At 55.3% G+C, this 26,354-nt stretch carries 23 protein-coding genes; 7 read left to right on the top strand and 16 right to left on the bottom strand.

The features are described from left to right. Positions 1 to 99: 99 nt before the first annotated feature. Positions 100 to 525: a Fur family transcriptional regulator gene (locus tag V5S80_RS01800; RefSeq protein ID WP_395169034.1), complete on the top strand. Its 426-nt coding sequence runs from the start codon at positions 100 to 102 to the stop codon at positions 523 to 525. An 87-nt stretch (positions 526 to 612) separates the two neighbouring features. On the opposite strand, the gene V5S80_RS01795 is transcribed toward V5S80_RS01800, so the two are convergent. From V5S80_RS01795 to V5S80_RS01730, 14 genes are all read right to left on the bottom strand, one after another. Then, positions 613 to 1,731: a VIT1/CCC1 transporter family protein gene (locus tag V5S80_RS01795; RefSeq protein WP_395169033.1), complete on the bottom strand. Its 1,119-nt coding sequence runs from the start codon at positions 1,729 to 1,731 to the stop codon at positions 613 to 615. A gap of 72 nt (positions 1,732 to 1,803) precedes the next feature. Further along, positions 1,804 to 2,556 (bottom strand): isoprenyl transferase, encoded by a 753-nt coding sequence (locus V5S80_RS01790; protein ID WP_395169032.1) that lies wholly within the window; start codon positions 2,554 to 2,556, stop codon positions 1,804 to 1,806. A gap of 47 nt (positions 2,557 to 2,603) precedes the next feature. Then, positions 2,604 to 3,428 (bottom strand): DNA repair protein RecO, encoded by an 825-nt coding sequence (recO, locus tag V5S80_RS01785; protein WP_395169031.1) that lies wholly within the window; start codon positions 3,426 to 3,428, stop codon positions 2,604 to 2,606. 7 nt (positions 3,429 to 3,435) lie between these two features. Then, positions 3,436 to 4,368 carry a GTPase Era gene (gene era / locus V5S80_RS01780; protein ID WP_395169030.1) on the bottom strand — a complete coding sequence of 311 codons (933 nt, stop codon included), beginning with the start codon at positions 4,366 to 4,368 and terminating at the stop codon, positions 3,436 to 3,438. A gap of 58 nt (positions 4,369 to 4,426) precedes the next feature. After that, complete coding sequence (locus tag V5S80_RS01775; RefSeq protein WP_395169029.1) at positions 4,427 to 5,791, bottom strand: hemolysin family protein; 1,365 nt, start codon at positions 5,789 to 5,791, stop codon at positions 4,427 to 4,429. A 21-nt stretch (positions 5,792 to 5,812) separates the two neighbouring features. Then, positions 5,813 to 6,415 carry an rRNA maturation RNase YbeY gene (gene ybeY, locus V5S80_RS01770; RefSeq protein ID WP_395169028.1) on the bottom strand — a complete coding sequence of 201 codons (603 nt, stop codon included), beginning with the start codon at positions 6,413 to 6,415 and terminating at the stop codon, positions 5,813 to 5,815. Beyond that, the gene (locus V5S80_RS01765) at positions 6,412 to 7,518 is read right to left on the bottom strand and encodes a PhoH family protein (protein WP_395169411.1); all 1,107 of its coding nucleotides are present in this window, start codon (positions 7,516 to 7,518) and stop codon (positions 6,412 to 6,414) included. The genes ybeY and V5S80_RS01765 overlap by 4 nt, the downstream gene beginning before the upstream one ends. Positions 7,519 to 7,648: 130 nt before the next feature. After that, complete coding sequence (locus V5S80_RS01760; RefSeq protein ID WP_395169027.1) at positions 7,649 to 8,497, bottom strand: 16S rRNA (uracil(1498)-N(3))-methyltransferase; 849 nt, start codon at positions 8,495 to 8,497, stop codon at positions 7,649 to 7,651. A gap of 5 nt (positions 8,498 to 8,502) precedes the next feature. Continuing rightward, positions 8,503 to 9,648, bottom strand: a complete 1,146-nt coding sequence (gene dnaJ, locus V5S80_RS01755; protein WP_395169026.1) for a molecular chaperone DnaJ — start codon at positions 9,646 to 9,648, stop codon at positions 8,503 to 8,505. 157 nt (positions 9,649 to 9,805) lie between these two features. Then, the gene (gene hrcA, locus V5S80_RS01750) at positions 9,806 to 10,831 is read right to left on the bottom strand and encodes a heat-inducible transcriptional repressor HrcA (protein WP_395169410.1); all 1,026 of its coding nucleotides are present in this window, start codon (positions 10,829 to 10,831) and stop codon (positions 9,806 to 9,808) included. 63 nt (positions 10,832 to 10,894) lie between these two features. Then, positions 10,895 to 12,133 (bottom strand): radical SAM family heme chaperone HemW, encoded by a 1,239-nt coding sequence (gene hemW / locus V5S80_RS01745; RefSeq protein ID WP_395169025.1) that lies wholly within the window; start codon positions 12,131 to 12,133, stop codon positions 10,895 to 10,897. Beyond that, positions 12,123 to 12,836: a hypothetical protein gene (locus V5S80_RS01740; protein WP_395169024.1), complete on the bottom strand. Its 714-nt coding sequence runs from the start codon at positions 12,834 to 12,836 to the stop codon at positions 12,123 to 12,125. Before V5S80_RS01740 ends, hemW begins: the two co-directional genes overlap by 11 nt. Positions 12,837 to 13,008: 172 nt before the next feature. Next, positions 13,009 to 14,841, bottom strand: a complete 1,833-nt coding sequence (locus V5S80_RS01735) for an AMP-dependent synthetase/ligase (RefSeq protein WP_395169409.1) — start codon at positions 14,839 to 14,841, stop codon at positions 13,009 to 13,011. Positions 14,842 to 15,187: 346 nt separating this feature from the next. Further along, positions 15,188 to 15,493: a hypothetical protein gene (locus V5S80_RS01730; RefSeq protein ID WP_395169023.1), complete on the bottom strand. Its 306-nt coding sequence runs from the start codon at positions 15,491 to 15,493 to the stop codon at positions 15,188 to 15,190. Between the two features lie 221 nt (positions 15,494 to 15,714). Here V5S80_RS01730 and V5S80_RS01725 point away from each other — a divergent pair, with 221 nt between their 5' ends. From V5S80_RS01725 to V5S80_RS01700, 6 genes are all read left to right on the top strand, one after another. Further along, positions 15,715 to 16,764 carry a phytoene/squalene synthase family protein gene (locus V5S80_RS01725; RefSeq protein WP_395169022.1) on the top strand — a complete coding sequence of 350 codons (1,050 nt, stop codon included), beginning with the start codon at positions 15,715 to 15,717 and terminating at the stop codon, positions 16,762 to 16,764. Positions 16,765 to 16,830: 66 nt separating this feature from the next. Then, positions 16,831 to 18,096 (top strand): MalY/PatB family protein, encoded by a 1,266-nt coding sequence (locus V5S80_RS01720; RefSeq protein WP_395169021.1) that lies wholly within the window; start codon positions 16,831 to 16,833, stop codon positions 18,094 to 18,096. Positions 18,097 to 18,098: 2 nt separating this feature from the next. Further along, complete coding sequence (locus tag V5S80_RS01715) at positions 18,099 to 19,682, top strand: ABC transporter substrate-binding protein (RefSeq protein ID WP_395169020.1); 1,584 nt, start codon at positions 18,099 to 18,101, stop codon at positions 19,680 to 19,682. Continuing rightward, positions 19,682 to 20,644 carry an ABC transporter permease gene (locus V5S80_RS01710; protein WP_395169019.1) on the top strand — a complete coding sequence of 321 codons (963 nt, stop codon included), beginning with the start codon at positions 19,682 to 19,684 and terminating at the stop codon, positions 20,642 to 20,644. Before V5S80_RS01715 ends, V5S80_RS01710 begins: the two co-directional genes overlap by 1 nt. Then, on the top strand, positions 20,637 to 23,336 hold the full coding sequence (locus V5S80_RS01705) for a dipeptide ABC transporter ATP-binding protein (RefSeq protein WP_395169018.1): 2,700 nt from the start codon (positions 20,637 to 20,639) through the stop codon (positions 23,334 to 23,336). Before V5S80_RS01710 ends, V5S80_RS01705 begins: the two co-directional genes overlap by 8 nt. A 44-nt stretch (positions 23,337 to 23,380) precedes the next feature. After that, entirely contained in the window at positions 23,381 to 24,412 is a 1,032-nt protein-coding gene (locus tag V5S80_RS01700) for a hypothetical protein (RefSeq protein WP_395169017.1), read from the top strand. On the opposite strand, the gene V5S80_RS01695 is transcribed toward V5S80_RS01700, so the two are convergent. Beyond that, on the bottom strand, positions 24,402 to 25,325 hold the full coding sequence (locus tag V5S80_RS01695) for a 3-hydroxybutyryl-CoA dehydrogenase (protein WP_395169016.1): 924 nt from the start codon (positions 25,323 to 25,325) through the stop codon (positions 24,402 to 24,404). The genes V5S80_RS01700 and V5S80_RS01695 overlap by 11 nt on opposite strands. Before the next feature lie 201 nt (positions 25,326 to 25,526). Beyond that, positions 25,527 to 26,294: a hypothetical protein gene (locus V5S80_RS01690; protein WP_395169015.1), complete on the bottom strand. Its 768-nt coding sequence runs from the start codon at positions 26,292 to 26,294 to the stop codon at positions 25,527 to 25,529. Between the last annotated feature and the right edge of the window lie 60 nt (positions 26,295 to 26,354).

Raw genomic sequence — 26,354 nt, 5'->3', positions numbered from 1 at the left:
GAAATCACTGCGCTACCCGTTGCGTGCTCATTGACGACACAATGAACTGGTCGATCGCTAGCTCATTGCCCAGCAGGCAACACGAAAGAGGAGAACACCATGGCCACAAAGCCACGTCGTAAAACCATCGGAATTCGGTCCACACGCCAGAGAGCGGCCGTCGAAGACATCCTCGCTGACCTCCACCGATTCGCCTCGGCCGGCGACATTCACCGCCGCATCGTTGACACAGGTGGCAGCGTCGGGCTCACCACTGTCTATCGAACACTTCAAGCGCTCGCTGATGCTGGCGAAGTCGATGTCCTCAACAGCCTCGGTGGAGAATCCCTCTACCGCAAATGTCACTCCTCCACCCACCACCATCACCTTGTGTGCACCTCCTGCGGCGCTGCCATCGAAATCGACGGTGGCTCTGTCGAAGAATGGTCGCAAAAAGCGGCCGACCACCACGGCTACATCGTCACCGGCCATACGGCCGAAGTATTCGGCCTCTGCCCCCGCTGCCATAACAACAAAAAGTCATAACCTAGAAGACCGATGCCGCGCCGAGATACTGCTAGCTCCACGCGGCACTGACAAGACATCCAAGAGCCAGCGATGATGAGGCTTTGACTACCCAGAGAAGAGACTTCCCAGTGCAAATGTCGCTCCAGCAGCACCCGCACCTATCACCAGCTGGAGCAACGCTCGCTTAACTACCGACGTTCCCGACAGCAACCCAACGACCCCGCCCGTACACAGCAGCGCAATACCAACTAATGTGCACGCCACCACCACCGCACACAGCCCAGTCATCCCCACCACAAACGGCAATACCGGAATAATCGCACCTGATGCAAAGAATAAGAAACTGGAGATCGCTGCTCCCACAGCAGTACCCACCGCATCACGAGCCTCCTCGGAGGGATGAGCCAGGCCCCGCGCAGCATCACGAACTTTCGGCTGATCCTGGGACGGGAACGCTCCTGTTACCTCATCAAAAGCCGCATTAGCTTTTTGCTGCGCCTCCTCAGCGTCATATCCTCTCGCCCGATATACCAACGCCAACTCGTTGGCGTTCATGTCCAATTTTGAGACAATATCCTTCGCTTCAGGGTTCGGCTGCGAGGCGGCCAATAATTTCCGTTGGGAAGACACTGACACATACTCCCCCGCTCCCATCGACAATGCACCAGCGAGCACACCCGACAGACCTGTCACCACGATCATCTGGTGCGAAATTCCTGACCCAATAACCCCCAACACCAACGCCAAATTGGAAACCAGCCCATCGTTGGCCCCGAATACCGCTGCACGCAAGCTTCCCGACATATTTTCCCGGCCACGTGCAGCCAACCCACGGACAACTTCAGCATGAATCGCTTCGTCAGCGATCATCTGCTCAGTCGCGTCGGCATCCTTCACATACGGTGTCCGCGACTCAGCGGACTGAATGAGCGCAAGCACCCATACCGAACCTGCGTTCTTCGCCATCCAGCCGAGAAATCGAGTACTCCAACTAGCCGATCGTGGCATACCCACCCGATCACCGAGCCGCTCAAGCCAATAACGCTCATGCCGGCGCTCAGCCTCAGCAATCTCAAGGAGAATTGTACGTTCCTCCCCCGTCTTCTTCCGGGCAAGTTCGCGATAGACAGCCGCCTCAGCACGCTCATTAGCCACATATCGTTGCCACCGGTTGATCTGTCTCCGGGACGGAGTACGCGCCTCATCAGATTCATGTGTACTCATCCATTACTCCTCGGCTCACACTCGCCCTCACTCCCGCACAGCAGGTACATCGACTCCGTCGTCACACCGTGACTATTTGACTCCACCAAAACGGCGATCACGGCGGGCATATTCATCTATAGCGGCCCAAATATGATTTTTCGTAAAATCAGGGAAAAGAACATCCTGAAAAACATACTCCGCATAAGCGGACTGCCACAGAAGAAAATTCGAGGTTCTTTGTTCACCCGACGGACGCAGAAACAGGTCAACATCGGGCATATCAGGATCATACAAATACGATGAAATGGTTTTTTCACAGATCGCTGACGGTGATATTTCACCTCGCTGAACGTCTTGTGCAATCATGGTCATGGCATCCGCAATTTCCGCACGTCCACCATAATTAATACACATATTAAGTGTCATTGTCGTGTTGTTCACGGTCTGGCGCTCAGCTTTCTCTAACTCCCGAATGACAACACGCCACAAGCGTGGACGACGCCCAATCCACCGTATACGCACTCCCTTCGCATCCAATTCATCACGGTGTTCGTGTAAGACCTGACGGCTAAAATTCATGATGAATCGAACTTCCTCGGGACTGCGTCGCCAATTCTCCGTGGAAAATGCGTACGCAGACAGCATCGAGACCCCTGCTTCAAGGCATCCATCCACCGCATCCATTAAGACGGCCTCACCACGTTTATGCCCCTCAGTACGGGGCAAGCCACGTTCCTGAGCCCATCGACCATTACCGTCCATCACCAATGCAATATGGCGAGGAATCAACTCCGACGGAATATCAGGCGGAGCAGTAGGAAGCTGAAGCGACGAAGAATTCACGTCAATTATTCTGCCAGACTATCGACGCCCACACCGAGCGTGTCACACTAGCCCTCCATGAGCTCGATAGATCGCACTTTCATACCCAAATGCCAGTGCACATAGCGAACGACCACATCATGACAACTATCAGCAATGCGCCAAAACTCCGACGAGCCACCAGACGTGTTCCATGCGTCACGCACCGATTGATCACAATCATGCATAAGCCACCACGCCATGCGCAGCGACCCCTCGGGGACAGACAATGCCCCCGGAGGCCGGCACGCACTACACACGGCCCCGCCGGCCGACGGAGAAAACGCATGGTGGGGTCCCGGCTCACCACACGCCGCACACGAAAACAACTGAGGTTCCCAGCCTTCGTTCGCCAACGCTTGCACAACGAACTTGTCGACGCGCAACGTCGGCAATCCGTCACTACCCTGGCGCCCATCACGAACGCAGGAGGCCGTAGCCGCCGCCAAGGAAGAATGAGCACCCACTGGCCAAGAATGAGCAATATCCTCGATGGCATCAGCCGCAGCATCACAGAGGGATGCATCGTCGCCAATAGTAAATTTCTCTGCGACATCGAGAACTGCACAGGCAGCGGTGTATTTCGCGTAGGAATCAACAATCAGTTGGTTGTAGGAGCGGATAGTTTCGGCCGAGGTCAAACTCGCAAGTGAGCCACGGCCAACATACAACTGAACATCGACAACAACGAACGGCGCCAGCCTCCCACCAAACCGGCTTTTATTCTTTCGCACGCCTTTGGCCACCGCACGAACGACACCATGATCACGTGTCAATAAAACGACAATACGATCCGCCTCGCCATAATCATAGTGCCGAACAACCAGAGCTCGATCGCGATAGTTCTGACGCATAGTCAGATTAAAAACCTAATCTTCCTAGCGATTTAGGATCAGACTGCCAATTATCAAGCACTTTGATGCGTAAATCGACAAACACATTGTGTCCCATCAACTCAATCAAGGAACGACGTGACTGCGAGATAATCCGCCCCATACGGCGATTATTCTTCCCAAGAAGAATCTTCTTCTGCCCAGGCCTCTCCACATAAATCACTGCGTGGATGTCGAGAACATCAGGGCGATCATGGTTAGGAAGAATCTCATCAACGTCCACGGCCACCGAATGCGGCAACTCATCACGCAAACCGGACAACGCCGCCTCCCGGATCAATTCCGCGATACGCGTATCACGATCTTCATCCGTCACATGCCCATCAGGGTAGAATTTTGGCCCCTCAGGAAGATGGCTCGTCAGCACATCGATCAGCGTCGTCAGCTGGAAACCATCCTTCGCTGAACAAGGAACAACATCCACCCCGCCCAGGAGATCGTGAAGTGCCATCAGCTGAGCACCGACCTCATCTTTGGTGGCAGCATCCGTCTTCGTCACTATGCCCATAAGAGACACATTCGGGGCAATGTGACGAACATTGTCCACAATCCACCGATCACCCGGGCCCACTTTTTCATTCGCAGGGACACAAACACCAATAACATCAACATCCGCATAGGTATCTTTGACGATCTCATTGAGACGTTCGCCCAAAAGAGTACGCGGACGGTGCAACCCCGGGGTATCAACAACAACGATCTGCGCGTCATCTCGATGTACCAAACCGCGAATAGGGTGACGAGTCGTCTCCGGCTGATCCGCCGTAATGGCGATCTTCTCGCCCACCAACGCGTTAGTCAACGTTGACTTTCCCGTATTCGGCCGACCCACGAAGCTCACAAAACCCGACCGGAAACCATCAGGCTGATCACCCAATGACGACCCCTGTAATGAATCCATACTACGTATTCTCCTAATATATTTTTTGATGCTCCCGCACATCGAACCATGACTGGGATTACACGAACTCTCCAGCGTCATCACGTGCCCCATCACGGGCATCGCCACCAACAGCATCCATGGACGAGGTCATCGTTGACGTCGAACGACTGACGACAACACTGGTAATACGTATGCGACCACGCCGATCATGCCCACCTTCCGCCCGGAAGGTCAATCCCGCTGTCGTCACCTCTGCACCAGGCAGCGGCACACGACCAAGCTCATAGGCCAACAATCCCGCGACAGTCTCAACATCCTCCATTTGCTCCTCAGAGAACTCAATGTCAATTCCCCGCTCTTCGTCATACAATTCAACCAACTCATCGAGCGAGAGCCGTGCGACAATCCGGAATGACCCATCCTCAAGCTCGTCGACCGGGGCAACCTCATCCTCGTCATATTCATCGCTAATCTCACCGACAATCTCTTCCAAAATATCTTCAATAGAGATAAGACCAGCGATGGCGCCACGTTCGTCGACAAGAAGAGCGATATGATCGTGAGAGGTTTGCATATCACCGAGAAGATCGTCCAACGGCATAGAATCAGGCACAAATTCCGCCGGGCGCATCACTTCTTTCACGAGCGTCGAATTTTTAGCCGGATCCTCGTACGTCGCCGCCACAAGATCCTTGAGATAAACAACACCCTCAATATCATCGACATTCTCCCCCACGACGGGGATCCGAGAGTGCCCAGAACGGATACATAACCGCGTCGCTTGACGCAGGGTCTTCTCCGACTCAATCCACAACATGTCCGTCCGTGGAACCATGACCTGCCGGGCACGGGTCGTCGCTAAATCAAATACCGCCTGAATCATCCGTCGTTCTTCCATCTGAACGACACCACGCTCCGAAGCAATATCCACCATCTCACGCAGTTCGACCTCATTAGCAAAAGGACCATGTTCAAAATTCTTCCCCGGCATCAACACATTTCCTCCCCAAATGAGCAACGATGCGAGGGGACTCAGAATTATCACAACAGGCCGCAAGAACAACGCTGCACGCAACGCAACCGTATAGGGTTTCTGACGCCCCACAGTGCGCCCCACCACGCCCAACAGGACGTAGGAAAGCACCGTGATGATCACCACCGCAACGGCAACCTCACCACTCAGTCGAATCGCAAGAACAGTGATCGTCACCGATGCCCCAGCTTCGCAGGCTGAGCGCACGAGAATCAGAGGGTTAATAAAACCTGCACGGTTGTCAATAATCGCCAATAATCGTCGTGTACCCCGCGTGTCATCCATGTCCTCCACCCGCGCACGAGATACCGAGGTCATCGCAGTCTCTACCGCAGTGAACAACGCAGCGATAGCCAACAGCACCACAACAATGGTGCAATTAACCACGCCTTCAGTCAGCGCATTCACAGACGTACACCGACTCCCACATTAATCACGGTCCACAGGCTCAGCGATCATCCCGCCCACCGTCGACGTCACCATCTCCTCGTCCAAAGCTTCACGGTCAGCAGCAGTGGGGAACGCACTCGGGCCGGTCGGTTTCGGACCATAGGACACACCGCGTTCGTCCAGGTCATTGTACCAATCCGCCAAAATATCATTCTGAAGGGCGAACATACGGCGCTCCTCCTCAGGAGCAACATGGTCATAGCCCAACACGTGCAAGATGCCATGCACCGTCAACAATGACAGCTCATGACCCAAACCATGCCCTGCACGATGCGCTTGACGCTCCGCAAACGCAGGACACAACACAATGTCACCCAACATCGCTGGACCGAGGGACTCGGCATCCGGCCTGCCTGACCCTGGCGTCAACTCATCCATGGGAAAACTCATGACATCCGTGGGGCCTTCCAAACCCAACCAACGCACGTGAAGATCTTCAATCGTCGGTTCATCGACAAGAGAAATCGTCATCTCCGCAGCAGGATGGATGTCCATCCGCATCAGAGCAAATTGGGCGACGTCAATAAGTGCTTCCTCATTGACACCATCATGTCCAGATTCATTAAAAACTTCGATACTCACTCGGAGTCCTTCCACACATACCGACGACGCTGCTGCCGATGCCTCCGGTCATTCTTCTCTCCAGGCGCGCCCCCACGCCCGTCACCTGCGCCACCATCAGCGCCAGATGGCCGAGCACCTTCTGAGTGTTCGTAAGCATCCACAATCGCTGACACAAGGTGATGTCGCACAACATCCTCAGACTCCATACGGACAATAGTGATGTCGTTAACCTCATCCAATACGGTCACTGCGCGAGCCAACCCAGACTGCTGATTGGGAAGATCGACCTGAGTCAGGTCCCCCGTCACCACCATTGTGGTACCAAAGCCGAGTCGTGTCAGAAACATCTTCATCTGAGCAGGTGTCGTGTTTTGCGCCTCATCCAGGATGACAAACGCATTATTGAGCGTCCTACCGCGCATATATGCCAACGGGGCTACCTCAATAATGCCCGATTCCATCAGCTTAGGAATAGTCTCAGGCTCCACCATGTCACGCAGCGCATCATGAAGCGGACGCAAGTATGGATCAATCTTGTCGTGCAACGTCCCCGGCAAAAAACCAAGATTTTCGCCAGCCTCAACCGCAGGTCGCGTCAAAATAATACGGTGAACCTCACGACGCTGTAACGCTTGAACAGCCTTAGCCATCGCCAAATACGTCTTACCCGAACCCGCGGGACCAACTCCAAACACAATCGTGTTGGTATCTATGGCATCCACGTAATCGCGCTGTCCAGGCGTTTTCGGGTGAACACCCCGGCCCCGGTGTGTCACAATCGCAGCACCCTCCGACGGCATTGTCTCAGTATCACGGCGAACCAACGACATCGTCGTGAACACCGCGTCAGCGGAAACAGGGTGACCACGCCGCGCCATCGACTGCAATTCAAGAAAAATACGACGCACCGCTCGACATTCGGCAGAACCACCCGTTACCGTTACCCGCGCACCACGAACATGAACATCCGCATCCACTGAACGCTCCACAACACGCAGATTGTGATCGGCCGGCCCTAGTATCTGCGGGGCATAGTTTTCATCGAGATCAAAACTTAGCGATGACACAGCAGCCGAGGGCACGAGGCCCCCTGAATCATCATCAGATGATGCCTCTGCGATGATGGTACGCGATGATTGACGTCGAGATAGGGGTTGCGACGTACTCAGTGGAAACCTCCCTGGTTGGTTTGGTTCCTCAGTGTAGCGTGTGAATCCATCTCCGTCGCCCGGATGCACCATCGATCGACAATCATCCCCGTGACCAACGCCTCGTCAACACACCTAGTGCCCCGAGAGCGACGCTCGCCGCCGTAGCAGTGCGCAGCACTTCTGGCCCCAGAACAACCGATCGTGCCCCCGCCATCACAAACGCATCATGCTCATCGGGAGCAATACCACCCTCGGGCCCCACGATCACCATCATCTGCGACGCCTGACCAACCTCGTCTGACAACGCCGTCAACGACACCGATTCAGATTCTTCCAACACAATCACGAGGCCGCCGGACTTCGTGACGTGAGAGATGGCGGTGACCACATCCTCTGTGGAGGACACGTGTCCGATACGAGGAAATCGCGCGCGTCGTGATTGCTTTGACGACGCAATGGCCGCATCAACCCACTTCATGGCTGCTTTCTTCTCTTTGCCCTTCCACCGCGCGATCGAGCGCGAGGCCGACCACGGCACAATCGCATCAGCACCCGCCTGGCAAGCTAAATCAACCGCAAGTTCGGAGCGATCTGACTTTGGTAGCGCCTGAACAACCGTCACCGGAGGGGTCGGCAATGCCGTGTGACCACATTCTTCTACTCTAGCGACAAGCTGCGACTTCGACGGGGTCTCCCGGACCGTACACGCAGCCCAATATCCCCGACCGTCGACGAGGACGAGCGAATCACCCACTGCTATGCGTGTCACCGTCACAGCATGACGGCCTTCCGTGCCGTCGAGAGTAACGACATCACCAGAAGAATACTGCGTCAGTGGGCTTCGGAGACCAGCAATACCACTATCCCACCCGCTGACGATATCAACGATCGCTGGGAATACTCCATCACGATATCCATCGTGTCCATAGGCGAAGACAGGATCACTCATCGACGTTAACGCCCAGCGAACCGATTTCGCAGACGAGAAAAGAGCCCGCCACTGGAGTCCCGGTCATTGACGACTGCGGACTCCTTCCGGTGGTTCTTGACCTGCTTCAACAGTTTTTCCGTCTTGGAATCTAGTTTGGTTGGCACCGCAACGCTCACATGAGCGACCACGTTACCCTTCCGGTCCGACCTAATCTGCGGCATACCGCGACCCTCAACGGTAATAGTCTCGTCGGGCTGGGTTCCTGGAGCAATAGTTAAGGAAAACTCCTCACCAACCGGATCTTTCACAGATACCGATGCTCCCAGCGCCGCATCCACCATGGGAACCGATACACTCATGTGAAGATCATCGCCCTCACGGACAAAAACAGAATCTGGTGCGACACGAACCTCAACATAAAGATCACCAGCGGGGCCCCCACCTGGGCCCACCTCACCCTGATTCGACAGACGGACACGCATACCGTCGTCAATACCTGCCGGAATATCGACAGTGATCGGGCGACGCTTCTTCACACGACCGTCACCACCACACTTCGTGCAGGGGTCGTGGATAATTTCACCTGTACCAGCACACCGGCTACAGGCACGGACAGTTTGAACATTACCCAGGAAGCTACGCTGGGTTTCCACCACCTCACCACGCCCTTGACATGTCGTACACATGGCTGGGGCCTTCCCCGACTGGGAGCCCTTTCCCTGGCAGGAATCACACAGAATCGCCGTGTCCACGGTGACCTCTTTACGGACACCGGTATAGCACTCAGCCAAGTCAAGCTTCATACGAACAAGGGCATCATTACCGGGACGCACCCGCGGCTTCGGACCACGCATTCCCGACGTGGCTCCGCCGAAGAACTGCTCGAAAATATCTCCTAAGCCGCCTCCGCTGAAGCCTCCAGAGAAACCACCCGCACCACCATAATTCGGCTGCGCCTCAGGATCTCCCCCAGCATCAACAATGCTGCGCTTTTGCGGGTCAGTCAAGACCTCTTGCGCAATCTTTAGCTCATTAAATTTATCAGCGGCTTCTGCGGAATCATTGACATCAGGGTGGTACTTCCGCGCTTTACGGCGGAAAGCTTTCTTAATATCTGCGTCGGTCGCGTTCTTGTCGACACCTAAGATTCCGTAATAATCTCGAGCCACAGCTCACGTGCTCCTCGTACAAATACGTTAGTGTTATCAGGGATAAGCGTTGTTCCGGTTCAAATTAAAGAGTAGCGCGAGAGTACATAGTATCGCGATGGTGTCCATCCCTCACACAGCGACCACCGGCTACCCAAACAGTGAATGCTATCGACGTTTACTCCCCACGCAAAACATCACCGACATATTTAGCAACGACGGCAACATGCGACATAGTACCGGGATAGTCCATAAACGTCGGACCCACTACACCTAAGCCACCTAGACGCTCTGCAGCACCACCATACCCAGCGGAGACAATAGATGCCTCACGAAGCTCTTCATTGTCATTTTCTTCACCAATGGACACATGCACCGATTCCAAATCACGCGCCGCTGCTAAAAGCTTCAACACCACAACCTGTTCCTCGAGCGCCTCGAGAACCGGCCGCAGCGCATTAGAACCCTCCTGCGTCCGCGCCAAGTTCGATGCACCAGCGAGAATCAAACGATCCGACGGGCGTTCAACAAGTGTTTCCACAATCACTGTCGAGCACGCCACAATGACGGAACGCAATTCACGCGGCGTATGAGCCACCAGTGACTCCATCGCCCCCGGAGCCTCCGCTAAGGGTTTCCCGCTCAGCGCCCGGTTCACCGCATCACGCGCCCGGGGAACGTCCTCCGGAGGAACATCCGAGGAGAGCTCAACATTTCGCTGCTCCACCCGGCCAGTATCGGTGATCAGCACCAACAAAAGACGATGTGGTGTCAATTGAACAATCTCGCAGTGCTTGACATGACTCACTGTTAACGTCGGCACCTGCACCACCGCAACATGCCTGGTTAATTGCGCAAGCAGTTGCACGCTGCGACGCAAAACGTCTTCCAGATCAACACCATCTTGAAGGAAGGACAAAATAGCACGATGCTCAGACTTCGATAAGGGCTTAATGTCATGTATCGAATCAACGAACGCCCGGTAGCCTCTCTCTGTGGGGATCCGCCCCGAACTCGCATGCTGCTGTGCAATATAGCCTTCGGCTTCCAGCACACCCATATCATTACGAATAGTTGCTGAAGACACTCCCAGTTTATGCCGCTCAACCAGGGATTTTGAACCGACCGGTTCCCTCGACATGATGTAGTCGGTCACGATGGCCCGCAACACCTGTGCACGGCGTTCCTCTGTTCCAGCCATCAGTCCCTCCTACGTCGTCAATCCACAACCGTCACGCCTACGATGCCTCCGAGCCATCAGACTCATCTAGGTATCGTCGCTCACCAGAATATCGGTAATAATCCCATCCGCGAGCAAGCGCCCACGATCAGTCACCGCAATCCGGTTCGGGCTCGGACGCCAAAGGAGACCGTCAGTGATGAATTCCTCAGCCTTCGCTGCCGCTGACGAGGACAGATGATCCACATCCATTCCTTCTGCCAGCCGCAATGCCAACATCACGCGTTCTTCGTGACGCTCCTCCGATGTAAGATTCTCAATGTCCTTTAAAGGTAACGTCTCGTCCGACTGACAAATCATGGCAGCGTACCGTGCCGGATGTTTGACATTAACAAACCGCTGATCGCCCAGATGCCCATGAGCTCCTGGGCCAGCACCCCACCAATCCCCATCACGCCAATACACTAAATTGTGCCGGCACTCACCGCCCGGACAAGCCCAGTTAGACACCTCGTACCACCGCAAACCGTCACTAGTTAGACGTTGATCAATGAGGTCATACCGACGAGCCAACGTGTCCTCATCGGTTTCCTCGACCTCACCGCGACGCACCTTGCGTGCCATCGCAGTCCCACGTTCAATAATGAGGGAATACGCGGACACGTGATCGACACCTGCCTCAAGGACGGCATCAACCGACCGACGGACATCATCATCAGTTTCACCGGGTGTCCCATAGATGAGGTCCAGGTTGACGTGGTCGAAGCCTGCGGCACGTGCCTCCTGCGCGGCAGTCACTGGCCTGCCCGGAGTATGACGCCGGTCGAGCACCGCGAGAACCTTTTCTGATACAGACTGCATCCCCAAGCTCACCCGTGTAAAGCCTGCCTTCCGGAGTGCAGCAAAAAATTCGGGCGACGTCGACTCCGGGTTCGACTCTGTCGTGACCTCTGCGTGGGGGGTGATCCCCATGGAGGAACGAACTGCATTGACTATCCTCGTCAAACCATCAGCACCCAGTAGCGACGGTGTTCCGCCCCCAATAAAAACGGTATCAGCTGCAGGGAGTCGAAAGCGCTCCGTCGCGCGGGCAAGTTCACGCTCGAGAGCGTCAAGATACTGAAGCACCGGCGAGGAGAGCCTCTGAGACGGGGACAGTGATGCTGATGATCTCCGTGGCGCATCGACCGCTAATGAGGCGCGCTGAGGAATGCCCAATTCCCCCGGGGTATAGGTATTGAAGTCACAATAGCCACATCGCGTCACACAAAACGGGACGTGAACATATACCCCAAAAGTATCGTTACGCGCAGTCCTAAGAGGCAAAATGCCCACCTTGGCGACGTGACGCCACACTGGAGACAATGCGGTCAATCCGCGCCCGCTCTTCTAGAAACGGCGGAGGGCATGTCCCATGCATCATCCGCGTAAATGGTGGATAGGGTAACGCCACGGTACGTTTCCACGCACCAATTGCACTGACGACATGGTCATACGCCCGCGCAAACACAATCGACAAATTCGTCGACGACGGGTCATCTGTTGCCATATTAGTCTGATATTCCACCCAATCAGCCACGTCCGAGCACAGCTGTGCCACCAATTGTGTTCGCCCCACCAATGCCGCATTCACCGCATCAGCGTCAACCACCGTGGGGATGGGAAAACAGGTGGTCAATGAATCTACCGTGACTGCACGAGGTTCCTCCCGCAAGCCACTCATCGGACGCCCAGAACGCTCGCGAACCCCAGCGCCCGCTGATAAGACACCACTTTTCAACCCCGATGTCAAAGCACGCCGAATCCCGACGAGCTCCGGGGTCACACTCCGAATGTCTTCGCGGGCTTCCCGGACAATAATGTCGCATTCTTCACGACAATCGTCAGCAAGGCCTTCATCCCAGTCAGCGAGAGCTTCACCAATATTGTCGATATACGTGGCGACTTCATCGCCAATATCAGAAACCTCCTGGGTGAGCTCGCGAAGCCTTTCCGTGGCACTATACCGAGCGGGAGACTCTTCAAGCACAGGCGAACTCCTCACAGAATCGACCGAACCAAAAACGATATGCGCAGGCGGAAATAACCAATCTAGGCAGGAGACTGATCATAATCCGCGCGACACAATCGGTGTGAACTAGGGACGGGGATAACCATAAGGCAGTGCGACTGCCAATGCACTGCGGCGCGCCGATGAGCACCTAATCCTGATACAGATTCGCGATCTCCCGAGCGAAATGTTGCGCTACCACATGCCGCTTCACCTTCAGCGTCGCCGTCAATTCCCCGTTCTCCTCAGTGAAGTCACGGTCGAGAATGTGGAATTTTTTCACGGCTTCCGCATGCGACACCATGCTGTTCGCACCGTTGATCGCATCTTGAATTTCGGCTCGCAATACTGGGTTCGCATGCAGCTCACGGCTACTGACATTTTCACTAATGCCGTGGTCACGCTTCCACTTCTCCACCACCTGGTCGTCTAGAGTGACGAGGCAGGCGATAAAAGGTTGCCCGTCCCCCACCAGCATTACTTGGCTAATCAATGGGTGAGTACGCATGCTATCTTCCAATGGGCCAGGAGACACGTTCTTACCACCAGCGGTCACCAGGAGTTCCTTCTTGCGACCCGTAATCTTGATATGCCCTGATTCAATAATGTCGCCGAGATCACCCGTGTGGAAGTATCCATCCTCGTCAAAGCATTCATTGGTGGCTTTTTCATTGTTCCAATAGCCATCAAAAATAACAGGCCCTTTCAGGCACAGTTCTCCATCCTCAGAAATACGTGCCGAACACCCGCCGGATGGCCGCCCCACCGATCCGATGACATTGTCGTCATAGTTGACGCAAAACGCTGCAGTCGACTCCGTCAGGCCATACCCCTCGTACACTGTGGTGCCGATTCCGCGGAAGAAGTGAAGCAGCTCTGGATTCATCGCCGAACCACCGGAAATGCAGAACTGAACCGCTCCACCCATAGCAGCTCGAATCTTGCGATACATGAGCCGATCAAAAATGGCACGACGCCACTTCAAAACCCGAGACGGACCGCCACTATCTAACGACTTTGAGTATTGAATAGCCGTTGCTTCAGCACGAGCAAACAACAACATTCCCACTGGACCTTTTTCTTTCGCCTGAGCCTGGACCCCGTTGCGAACCTTCTCAAAGACACGGGGAACACCCAGGATCAAATTAGGCTGCGCACGCTGAAATTCGACAGCAATCGTTGAAAAATCCGACCAGTGCGACTGCTGCGCACCACCAACCGCCATGGTCAGAGAAATTGCCCGGGCGAACACGTGAGCCAATGGGAGGAAGGTAATGTAGCGCATCCCCGGCCGGGCGATACTTCGGCCGATACTATGAGTCAACAGTGATCGCGCTTCGCTGAGCCAATTGGCATGCGTCAACCTACACCCTTTTGGACGTCCTGTCGTTCCCGACGTATACACCAGGCTAGCCAAGTCGGACGACTTCGTTGAATGAATTCGCTCCCACACCACATCGTCAGAAACGCTCCGCCCTTCAAACGCAAGCGTATCCAACGCTGACGAGTTAAATTCGAGGATGCGACGAAGCTTCGTTGACGAGCCTTTCAAACGTGGTTTTCCATCGTCCCCCAAGACGAGGAACCGCATGAGTTGGGTATGCTCACGCGTTTCGGTGACGGCGAACACCGCCCCAGAGTCTTCGATAATCCATTGGATCTGGTTGGCCGATGATGAACCATAGATCGGCACCGTCACCGCCCCGGCAGCCCAGATCGCAAAATCCATCACAGTCCACTCATATCGTGTCTCAGATAACAACGCGACACGATCACCTTGCTGGACCCCGTTGGCAATGAGTCCCTTGGCGACATCCATGACCTCAGAAATGAATTCTTCCGACGTTACACTGACCCATTCAAAGTTCTTAGGGCGAGTAAATAATGCCAGCTTGGGACGTCGCTTGTTGTTCTCCAACATGACGGTCAAACAGGTTTCGTTCTCACCCACCGAATACTGGGGCTTGGTGGAGCTCTCTTTCATTGCCACTGGCTTCCGATCCCCTCGCTGTACCTTTGTGAACTACGCTACTTTGATTATCCCAGAACAATCTACGCCATTGGACACATCATGTGTGGGCGCTTCTCATAATTGTTACCTGTTTCCTGGCACTACCCGAGACACGTAACGCTGCACAGTGAATGACCCTATCGGCAGGCGCACACTGAGAAGGAAATCTCAGTCACAGCGCATACATCCACCCAGTGACCCCATATACAGCGGAACATGTCGACCGCTGGCTATCATGCGTTCTAGACGTGCGCCACAAGGTAGGCAACGACAATGACCGCGATAAGGAGAAATAGGAAGTTTCTCACCTGGGAATTCTTCACGACTCCTCCTCCATACGATGGCCGCGCACTGTCCGGTTATGTTCTTCAATCGCACTCTCGATCGGTATGCCGACCTTATCAACAATATGGACGACCGCCCATGCCACACCGACTGACACTAGCACCACAATCGGAATCACCAGCGGCGCTTGTCCCCACAACGACAGGGAAAGAAGCCACTGCTCCGCCTTATTCGACACATCCACCACAAGCGTCACGGAGTCCGGCGACCATACTCGCACCCTCTCCACGCGGGACGCAGAGGCGCCGCTGAGGGCTAAAAATACAGGAGCAGTCAGCATGGTGATGGCCTCGTCCCTTCCTTCGCTGCGCTGGAGTCACACGAAAAACATTATGCATGCTCCCACCGCACCCCGCACAAACACCGGTGTCGAGAAGGAATCATGGCTGACGGCTCCCCAGATTCCAAAGCTCATCGCGTGCAGAGTAACGAGACGAGGATCGCAGGGACATGACCAGTGGACATATCATCATGGTCACATGAACGTGATTGAATAGCTCTATGATTTCGGAGCCACCTGTCGCACCGTCGGAGGATGACGAACCCCCCATTCGCTCCACCACGACCCCACCCGCAAGCAACAACACACGTGAGGCCCTCTATGAGAGGACAGCTCGGCTCTATGATCGTGTAGCCACACAAGTATCCTCACGTCTTATAGCCACATACTCGACGTCATTCACCGTATCGACTCGTCTGCTCAGCCCCCGCGTCCGCCATGACATCCATAATCTGTATGGAGTAGTCCGCATCGCCGATGAAGTCGTCGATGGAGCAGCAGCCGGCCATGGGCTCACTCCTCATCAAGTCCAGGCAATCCTCGACGACTATGAACAACGCATAGTTGAAGGCATCACCATCGGTTTTTCAACAGACCCGATCATTCATGCTTTTATCACCACGGCACGTACGTGCCGGATTGACCCTGCACACCTGTCTGCTTTTTTTCGATCCATGCGGGCCGATGTTGCCTTCTCTCCCGATAACCAGCCCAACGACCATCACCGTCGCGGATCACTGAAGAATCCCACCGTAATGATCAGGGCGATCGACGCACCCACAACCATCTACGATGCCAATACTCGACATGACTACGTGTACGGTTCAGCAGAAGTCATTGGTCTCATGTGTCTGTCGATTTTCCTGCGTGATGAGTCACCATCAGCGCATGACCGGGAGACCATGGAAACCGGGGCACGTCACTTGGGGGCCGCGTTTCAGAAGATCAATTTTCTTCGGGATTATGCCCTGGATATCGACGGCTTGAACCGAGACTATGTGGCCGACGGCGCCCCGCTCACCGATGAGCTCAAGGATTCCCTTCTCCAGGAAATCTACCATGATTTAACAATTGCCCAGCACGCCATTCCTCTGCTTCCGATAAGCTCGCGGATTGGCGTACGCGCTGTCCATGACCTTTTCGCGGGGCTGGCGCATTCTCTTGACCGCGCGCCAGCGAGCACAGTGCGGTCAACACGGGTTCGCACGAGAAATGTGAAAAAGGTATTCATCCTTGCGCAATCGATCGGACGCGGACGACGGAGAGAGTGACGTGGTACGAGATGTGTTCGCTCACCCCTGTGTTCGATCTCACTGCCACCGACTATCCTTACGTTTATGTCTGCCCACCGTTGTTCCCCACTTGATATACAGGAACTCCGCGCACGCGGAACGAGGAAATGGACGCAATTCCCCCCTGATGTTCTTCCTATCTGGATCGCTGAATCTGATTTCGATACCTGCCCGGCGGTTCTCAACGCCGTCCAGGAAGGAAGCCGACGCCAATATTTCGGTTATCCTACCGACCTTCCTGCACTCGGTGAGGCACTAAGCTCATGGTGCCTGGATGCATACGGGTGGTCGATTGATCCATCGAGTATCGTTGGCGTTCCTGATGTCGTCCGGGGGCTTCGCCTCGCGATTACACATTTCACGCCGCCCGGCAGCTCAATTGTTATCCCGACACCAGCGTATACGCCTTTTTTTGCGTTGCTGGAGGTGTGTTCACGGCCCGGGGTGTTCGTCCCCATGATCGAGGACGATTCCACAGGACGGTGGGTTTTTGATCTCGACGGTCTTGAGCGTGCTTATGCCAACGGCGTCGGCAGTATGATCCTGTGCAATCCGTATAATCCACTGGGAACAGCGTTCACCGCGGACGAGCTGCGCGCTGTGACCGACCTCGCCGCACAGTACAATGTGCGTGTGTTCTCGGACGAAATCCATGGCCCCATGGTGTATGACCGTCCCCATATCCCAACAGCAAGTGTCTCCGAAACCGCGGCGCGCATCACAATTACTGCGACAGCAACGTCAAAAGGGTGGAATACCGCAGGTCTCAAGTGTGCCCAGCTTATTTTCTCCAATCCTGATGACAAGACAGTGTGGGATACAGCAGTCAACTTCCTCGATAAGGAAGGGGTATCAACCCTAGGTCAGCTCGCCGCTATCGGCGCTTATACCGAGGGGCGCGAATGGTTACAGGATGAAATCGACTACCTGAGGGAAAATAAGAGACTTCTTGTTGATGGCCTCAGCCATATTCCGAATCTCCGTACCACCGACCCTGAAGCCACGTTCCTGTTGTGGGTAGATATGACTGACGTTGTGGTTCCCGGTTCTCCGGTGAGTGGGGAGACGTTCGGAGAGAGCATTCGTCGAGGTGGCCCCACACCTGAGCAATGGCTGGTTACTCACGCCAAACTGGCTCCCAATGATGGCGCAGCCTTCGCCGAACCGGGAGCACAGACATCGCAGCCCGGCGACCATGGCGACCTACCTCACGGTGTGGGATGTATACGTATTAATTTCGCAACCTCACGCGAAATCTGCCAGGAGATTGTCACCACCTTTGAACGACTTTTCGGGACCAGCCACTCGTGACCATGCGTGTGATGACACAAGGCCAACAACCACGACGCATCGCTGCCATCCTCGTGACTGTTGGCTTGGCGGCGGTCTCCTCGCTACTCGGCGGATGTAGTGCGGGGCACACAGCTGTCCACACCGGACGCGTTGCTTCTAAAGACTCGATTGTTGTCGCCCTCACGGCAGCCCCCGCTACTCTCGACTTCACCACTTCCGCGGGTGCAGCCATCCCTCAAGCATTGATCGGCAACGTCTACGAAGGTCTTGTTCGAATCACGGAACACGGTACCATCACACCGCAGCTGGCAACGTCGTGGGACCTCTCCCCCGACCGCACCACGTACACCTTTCATCTCCGGCACGGAGTGCACTTTTCCAACGGTGATGAATTCACCGCAGATACCGCAAAGTTCAGCATTGATCGGGTCAAATCCGATGCCTGGACGAACGGTCTCAAAGCGGGTATGACACCGGTGACAGGGACACGAGTCATCGATGCGTACACATTGGAGGTCACTCTCTCGACTCCCAGTAACAGCTGGTTATGGTCGATGGGTACCCTCATTGGTGCCCAAATGACACCCCGTGGTGTTGGTTCTTTAGCCACAAAACCTGTCGGGACTGGTCCGTTTACTGTCGATGAGTACAAGGTTGGCCAGTTCCTCACGTTGACAGCGAACCAGTCATACTGGGGTCGTCCACCAGCAACCCGCCATGTGGCGCTGCGCTATATGTCCGACTCCACCGCAACAGCGAATGCGCTTCGCGCGGGCGACGTCGACGCCATCGTTGGCATGGATGCACCAGAAATGGTGCCATCTTTGCGCAAAGACCCTCGTGTCGCCGTCGACGTCGGGACCACAACGGGCGAAGTTCTCCTCACGATGAACAATAAGCGTGCACCGTTCAACGATGTCCGTGTCAGACAGGCCGTCATGCACGCGGTCAACCGGCAGGCCGTTATCACCACAGCAAGTGGCGGCCTGGGGACCAACACCGGCGGGGTGCCCGCACCACCCACCGACCCGTGGTCGTACACCTCCCAGGAGTATCCGTACGATCCAGCCCGCGCTCGCCAGCTTCTTGCCGATAGTGGTGTTCATGACCTCAACATTACGTTTACAGTTCCTGCTCGACCTTACGCGTCTAATGCTGCGGAGATCATTGTTTCTGAACTCGAAGATGTGGGAATACATGCCCACATCGAACTCCAAGAGTTCCCAGCCGTGTGGCTTTCTCAGACCCTGACTCATCACGACTATGACATGTCCATCATCGAGCACGCTGAAGCTAGAGATATCCCAACACTGTTCGGCAAACCGAACTACTATTTGGGCTACGACGACACGGTCACACGCACATTGTTGGCCGACGCCGACGCCGCCCCACCCCATGAGTACGCACCCCTCATGCGCAAAGCTATCACGAGAATCATGGATCAGGCGGGAGCCAACTCAATTTTCATCTTCCCCAACATTATCGTCCGCAATAGGCACGTCATGGGAATCCCTACAACGTCGGCTGGTCAAGGACTCGAACTGGCCACCATGACACGCACCGACCAGGGCCCCCGAGATCACATCCCATCGGGGGCGAAATGATGATGGATCATCTACACGCCGTCGGGAGAATCGCTCTACGCTACATCGTGTCGCTGGCAGCAGCGTCGATCATCATTTTTATCATCATGCGGATGATTCCGGGCGACCCTGCAGAGGTATCCCTCGGAAACACAGCAACTCCTCAGGCGGTCGACACTATGCGACACATCCTCGGAACTGACCGACCACTCATGGAACAGTATCTATCCTGGATCAATGGAATGCTGCACGGACAGTTCGGAGTGTCATATTCCAGTGGCATCGACATTGGCCCAATACTGTTGGATAGAACTGCAGTCAGTCTCATTCTGGTGGTCACTAGTATGATGCTGTCCATGATCGTGGGGGTTCCTCTCGGTACGTGGGCCGCTATCCGCAACCATAAACCCGACGGAACCGCAATTTCTGTGCTGTCTCATCTCGGCATCGCAGTCCCCAGTTTCCTCGCCGGGATCGGACTCATCACTCTATGTTCCCTTCGGTGGAACCTCGCTCCTCCCAATGGTTGGGTCCCTCCTCATCAATCAGTCACCGGGTTCCTTCACCATCTCGTACTCCCCTGCTGTGCGCTGGCATTGATACAGACAGCAATGGTGACCCGCTATGTCCGGTCCTCTATTCTCACTGTGCTCCATCAAGAATATATTCGTACTGCCCGGTCAACAGGACTGTCGATGACACAGGCGCTCACCATTCATGGGATGCGACATGCTGCTGGCCCAGTGGTGACAGTCATTGGGGTCAACATGGCCACGCTTGTGGTCGGTGCGGTCCTCATCGAAAAAGTCTTTGTCATCCCAGGTCTGGGATCATACGTCCTTGATGCCGTCAACAATCGCGATATGATTTCCGTTCAAAGCTGCGTCATGATGGTAGTCACCATCACCTTGACCATAACCGTGATCACTGATGCCCTAGGGGCGCTCATTGACCCCAGAATGTCGAGGACCGAACGTGGCTAGGGCACAATCCCCGACCTACCGGCGCATCATGTTTATGGTGGGCACAGTTCTCGTTAGTGCCGTTGTTGTCCTCGCACTCGTATCGCTGGTGTGGACGCCCTACGGAGCGCTCACAGCCGATCCATCCTCGGCTCTGCAACCGCCGAGCTGGGATCATTGGATGGGCACCGACCGATTCGGCAGGGATACTCTGTCACGGATCATGATCGGCTCCCAGATCTCGCTGGGTGTCAGTATGGTCGCCGTTGCTGTGGGCGCCGGCGTCGGTGTTCCGCTCGGGATACTTGCTGCAGTTACCGGAACGTGGCTGGATGCCGTCATCATGCGGGCATCCGACCTTGCTTTGGCGTTCCCCGCACTCCTTCTCGCGATTATTGCGGGCGCTGTGGTCGGCACTGGCACGACCTCAGAGATGATCGCAATGGGGATCGCGTTGATCCCCAGCTTCGCCCACGTCTCACGCGCTGGCATCCGACAGCTCCTCAGCCAAGATTATATTTTGGCAGCACGAAGTGCAGGAATGGGATGGTTATCTATCTCACGGAGGCATTTCATCCGCGGTATTGTCGGCCTCCTCGTTGTCCAGGCAACAGTCTCAGCGGCGCTGTCTATCCTGGCTGAAGCAGGGCTATCGTTCCTTGGACTCGGAACACCCCCGCCAGCTGCATCATGGGGGCGGATGCTCCACGACTCACAGGTTTTTCTTGATACACACCCCGATCTTGCCCTGTGGCCAGGTCTTGCCATCGCGACCACTGTGTTGGGGTTCAACCTTCTCGGTGATGGCCTTCGGGACATCATTGATCCCTTTTCTCGCCCCACCATGGGCGACGTGACATCCGACGACGGTGGAGCGATCACTGCTGCGCTTCCACTCTCTGTCCCAACGGCGGCTGGTGAACCGATCGACCACCCCACGTCTGCTTCCTGTGAGGCACTTCCGGCGGGTGCACTACCTTCATCCACCTCGTCGTCGGCCATTCTCCATGTCCGCGATCTGTCGCTAGCAGGGGGTGATGTATCGACAGATGCCACGCATGGACCACGTCTCGTCGATTCCCTCAGTTTCACCATTGAACCCGGCGCGCGGCTCGGGCTAATTGGCGAGTCTGGTTCAGGGAAGTCGTTAACCGCGTTAGCCATTATGGGTCTGCTGCCTGATGCGATCCAGGCATCCGGTTCGATCACAGTGGACGGTATAGAGATCGTTGGAGCCCCCGACCGTACCGTGCGCCAGCTGCGCAGCGTACGAATGTCAATGGTGTTCCAGGAGCCAATGTCAGCGCTCAACCCGCTGATGACTGTGGGAAATCAACTTAACCACGTGCTACGTGCTGGTCCTCGAGGCGCTCACCATGCCGATCAGGTTCGCCGGCAGTGCCGAATACGTGATCTCCTAGAATCTGTTGGTCTTCCGGAGCGTACGTATCGCTCATATCCGTTCGAGCTTTCTGGTGGCCAGCGACAGCGTGTCCTTATTGCTATGGCGTTCGCTCATGAGCCTGACCTTCTTATTTGCGATGAGCCCACAACAGCATTAGACGTCACTGTTCAGCGCTCGATCCTGGAATTGATCAATCAACTGGTGCGGGCCAACAACACAGCTCTGCTGTTCATCACGCATGATCTCGGGCTTGTTGCGCATATGTGTGATGACATTCTGGTTATGAAAGACGGTGTCGCCCGCGAATACGGGCCAGTGGATCACATTCTTCATCGCCCACGTGACTCTTATACAGCGGCGCTCGTGCGCGCGGCATGCCGTGGTGATGTAACCAACGATGCGTCGCGAGACACGCGACACGTGACAGTCCCCATCGCCGAGGCTCCGTCGAATGCCGGTGCCCTTGGCCCATCTGGGTCCTCGGATATGGCGTTCATTCAGCTCCGTGAGGTGAGCAAAGTCTATCGGAATCGGATCACCAGGCGGGGCGGGGATGACCGCGTTGGGGGACACCGCTGGCTGTGCGGTGGTTCGGTCTCAGCTGTGACCGCGTTGGACAATATTTCCCTCGATATTGCACGGGGCGAACGCATCGGAATCGTTGGCGAATCCGGGTCCGGAAAAACAACGCTTCTCAAGACAATGGCTGGTTTGGTGTCACCAACGTCTGGCACGATTCATGTCAATGGACATCTCATCACTAGTCCGCGTGACATGAGTCCGTATGGGCAGGTGGTCTTCCAGGATCCACGAGGTTCCCTGGACCCTGCCCTGACCATTGGTGAATCATTAGCAGAGCCGCTTCGGGCCTCGTGGCATCCGCGTTCCCGCGATCACCACGATGAGCGTATTTCGTCAATGCTTCAGCGTGTCGGATTGGACCCATCGGTGATAACCAGATACCCACATCAGGTCAGCGGGGGTCAGCGGCAACGCATTTGTCTGGCCCGTGCTCTCACGGTTCGCCCGCAGATTCTTCTTGCCGACGAACCTGTCTCGGCTCTGGACGTGACTATACGGAACATGGTGGTTGATCTTCTCGATGATCTTGTCTCAGACTACGATCTGACGATGGTGTTTTTGTCCCATGACCTCAATGTTGTCCGACACCTGTGTACCACTATCATTGTCATGAAGGATGGCCAGATTGTTGAAAAGGGAACCAGCGACCAGATTTATCACAATCCCTGCCATGAGTACACGCGCGCTTTGATCGCAGCTGCCGTCGAATCACCGTCTTCGGCATAGAGATGGTGGCCGAGCAGGACAGAACACCTGGTAGGCTCACCGCTATGAAAGCTAAGCAGTACTGTGACCAGACGGACAACGTGTCCATTACGGATACGAATGAGCACTACAATTTTTATGATCAGCTCGATTTAGATCCTTCTCAGCATTCTGACGACCTGATCGCCGCCTGCACGTCACGCTTACGGGTTTTCGAACGGGGCAATGTCCCCGAAACCGATGCACGCGTGCAGGAGCTCATTGCAGCGCGCCAGATTTTTCACAATCCTCATGCCCGAGCGACGTATGATAATGCACTCGGCCGAACCGATATTCCTGCACTCACTGTTCCGGCGTTGCGTCATCTCGCTCACACTGGCGAGCTGCCCGACGAGTATGGCATACCGTGTCACACAGACTTTGAGGATGCGGTCTATAGCCACGATGACGGCGATGATGGTGAGACCAGCCTGCTCGCGTTGTTCAATACTGCTCCCACGACGACCAGGATCATGGCAACACTCGTTGGTCTTATGGGTGTTTTAGCAGCCATTGCCGTCCTGTGGTCACGGTTTTCTGACAACGTTCAGCCCGTTCGGTATAACCCCATGACTGGTGCGGTGATGTACAATCATCCACTGTTCACAGTGCATGAGTCGTGGATGATGCTGCCCATGGGAGCCGGCATTCTGATCCCTGGTCTTATTGTTCCTGCGTTCCGTCGCCTCATGGTTCTTCCGGTACTGAGTTACGGGGTCACCGGCCTGTTGCTGTCGATGTTCACCTATAAATCTGTTGTGGTTGGTGATGGCGACAAAGTTGTCACCATCGTGACATCGCTCGCATCAGTTGCGCTCATCGCCCTCTCTCTGATGACGAGGGTACAGTCTCATGGCACACCGGCATCCGTATCGGCACCGGGCGAGGGCTCTGATGGGATTGCCCAGGTTCCCTCTGGGGATGGCATGGTCGACAGTACCTCGTCGACGCCGGGCCCTGCGGAGGCTGGGGGTCTAGGAGCCGAGGTTCATCGTGGGGATTCTACTGCTGTCGGGAGGGAGGCAGCAGACTCTCCCCTGAATCGGACTAACGAATAGGCTTGCCTTTGTCGTCGTATTCATAGAAACCGCGGCCGGTTTTTTTACCCAAGCGACCAGACTGAACCATGCGGCGCAGCAATGGTGGGCATGCGTAGCTTGGGTCGCCGTATTCGTTCAGCATCACATCGGCAATCGATGCGATCGTGTCCAGACCGACCATGTCGGCAAGCTCGATAGGCCCCATCGGGTGAGCGGTGCCGTGTCGCATGCCTGCGTCGATATCGTGTTGTGTTGCTACTCCGTTCTCCACCATTCGAATCGCAGATAGCAGGTAGGGAACCAATAAGAAGTTAACGATAAACCCGGAACGATCCTTGGCCTTGATGACGGTCTTGTGGAGGGCTTCCCTCGCCCATTTTTCGGCACGGTCTGCCACCGCATTCGTGGTATCGAGGGTACGAATGTGTTCAACCAATGGAAGTACTGGAACGGGGTTGAAAAAATGAAGCCCCATGACTCTTCCGGGTTGTGATGTCGCTGCAGCGATCTGCTGAATAGGAAGTGATGAGGTATTCGAGCATAAAGGCGCATTGGGGTCTGTCACAATGGTGTCAAGTTTCCCAAAGATCTCTGTTTTCACCTCGGGATTTTCGACGATGGCCTCGCATACGAGTTGTCGGTCAGCAAAATCATTCAGGTCTGTCGTCATATGGATGCGGTTTAGTGCGGCAGCTTTTTCTTCCTCAGACAGCTTGCCTTTGGTCACGCCGCGTTCAAGGGAAGCTGTGATTCTTGTTAAGCCTCTATCGGCAAGATCGCGGGTAGCCTCCCAGGCGATGACGTCAGCGCCGCTGCGTGCAGCAACTTCAATAATGCCAGCACCCATTTGGCCCGCGCCCACAACGCCCACACGTAGCGATGACATAGCGGGCGCTTCTGTCGCGTCATTGGTGGTGTTCTGTTCTGCCATGAGTACCTCTTCCCCTTGTGTGGTTTCCTGTCGACGTCACGTGAACGACACACCATTCGTCAGTGGTGTCCTGGACGTCATTCACGTTCATCGTCGGTGAACTAATATTTTCTCATGGTAAGAACTCTGGTGCCCGGCGCGTGTGAAAACGAGGAAGAAAGCAGGCAGCGGTGTGTGCGGGGTATCGGGACAACGGAGAATTTACCATGTTCTGTACTGGGTGGAGTTGATGACGAATCCGTGCCCTTCATCGCTAGTACAGATCATTCCTTGCGCCTGTGAGGTGCATGTGTAGGTGGAGTGGACAGTGTCGTGAACGTGAATCGCTATCGAGTGTCCATAAGGCAGTGTCTGGCCGGACTTGGGATACACGCCTTGGAGAAGCCAGTGGCAGGGTTCTGCGCGAGGGCCATGTCGGAAACCGATCATCGTGTCAAAGCTGGGTCCCACACCTGGGTATGGGCATCGATGGTCTTCACCCCATTGGGGGTGGGGATACGCATTACAACCGTCGGTTTCCATCCCTCTGAATTGGCACACGATGGTGCCATTTGGCCCTTGAAACACGGCAGGGTGTTTTCTGGAGGCTTTCACTACCGTGGTGTCACTTCCCGACGTTCTGTTGGCATCATCCGCTTCGTGGGGTGCGCCCGCGTCCTCGTGATCAGAAATACCGGTGGGATGAAGGCTGTGCGGGGACGTGTGGGGTGGTGTTGATGAGGATGACACCTGCCGCGAGAGGTGTGGCGGCTCCGGTGTGCTGTGTAGGGGCGATGCTGAATGATTGCCATTGTCGCATCCGGCAACTCCACTGCCTACGATGATGCCAAGAGCCACGACGGCGCTGACTTTACCGACAGTGTCAGATACGTGGCGGGAGAAACGATGCCCCGCGACATTGTGGGACATATGTTCCCCCTGGGTGTGGGGTGAGTCCAAGCGGCATCGTTGTCCGCGATGATCGTTCATATCACCGACACTACGTGACAGGTGAGACATGAAACACCTTTTCAGCCATCGGGGTGGCCC

This window comes from Corynebacterium sp. PCR 32 (genome assembly GCF_037464985.1).
In the GTDB taxonomy this organism is placed as follows: domain Bacteria; phylum Actinomycetota; class Actinomycetes; order Mycobacteriales; family Mycobacteriaceae; genus Corynebacterium; species Corynebacterium kroppenstedtii_D.
The sequence above is the reverse complement of the archived record's forward strand: the minus strand, read 5'-3'. Positions and strand labels throughout refer to the sequence as shown.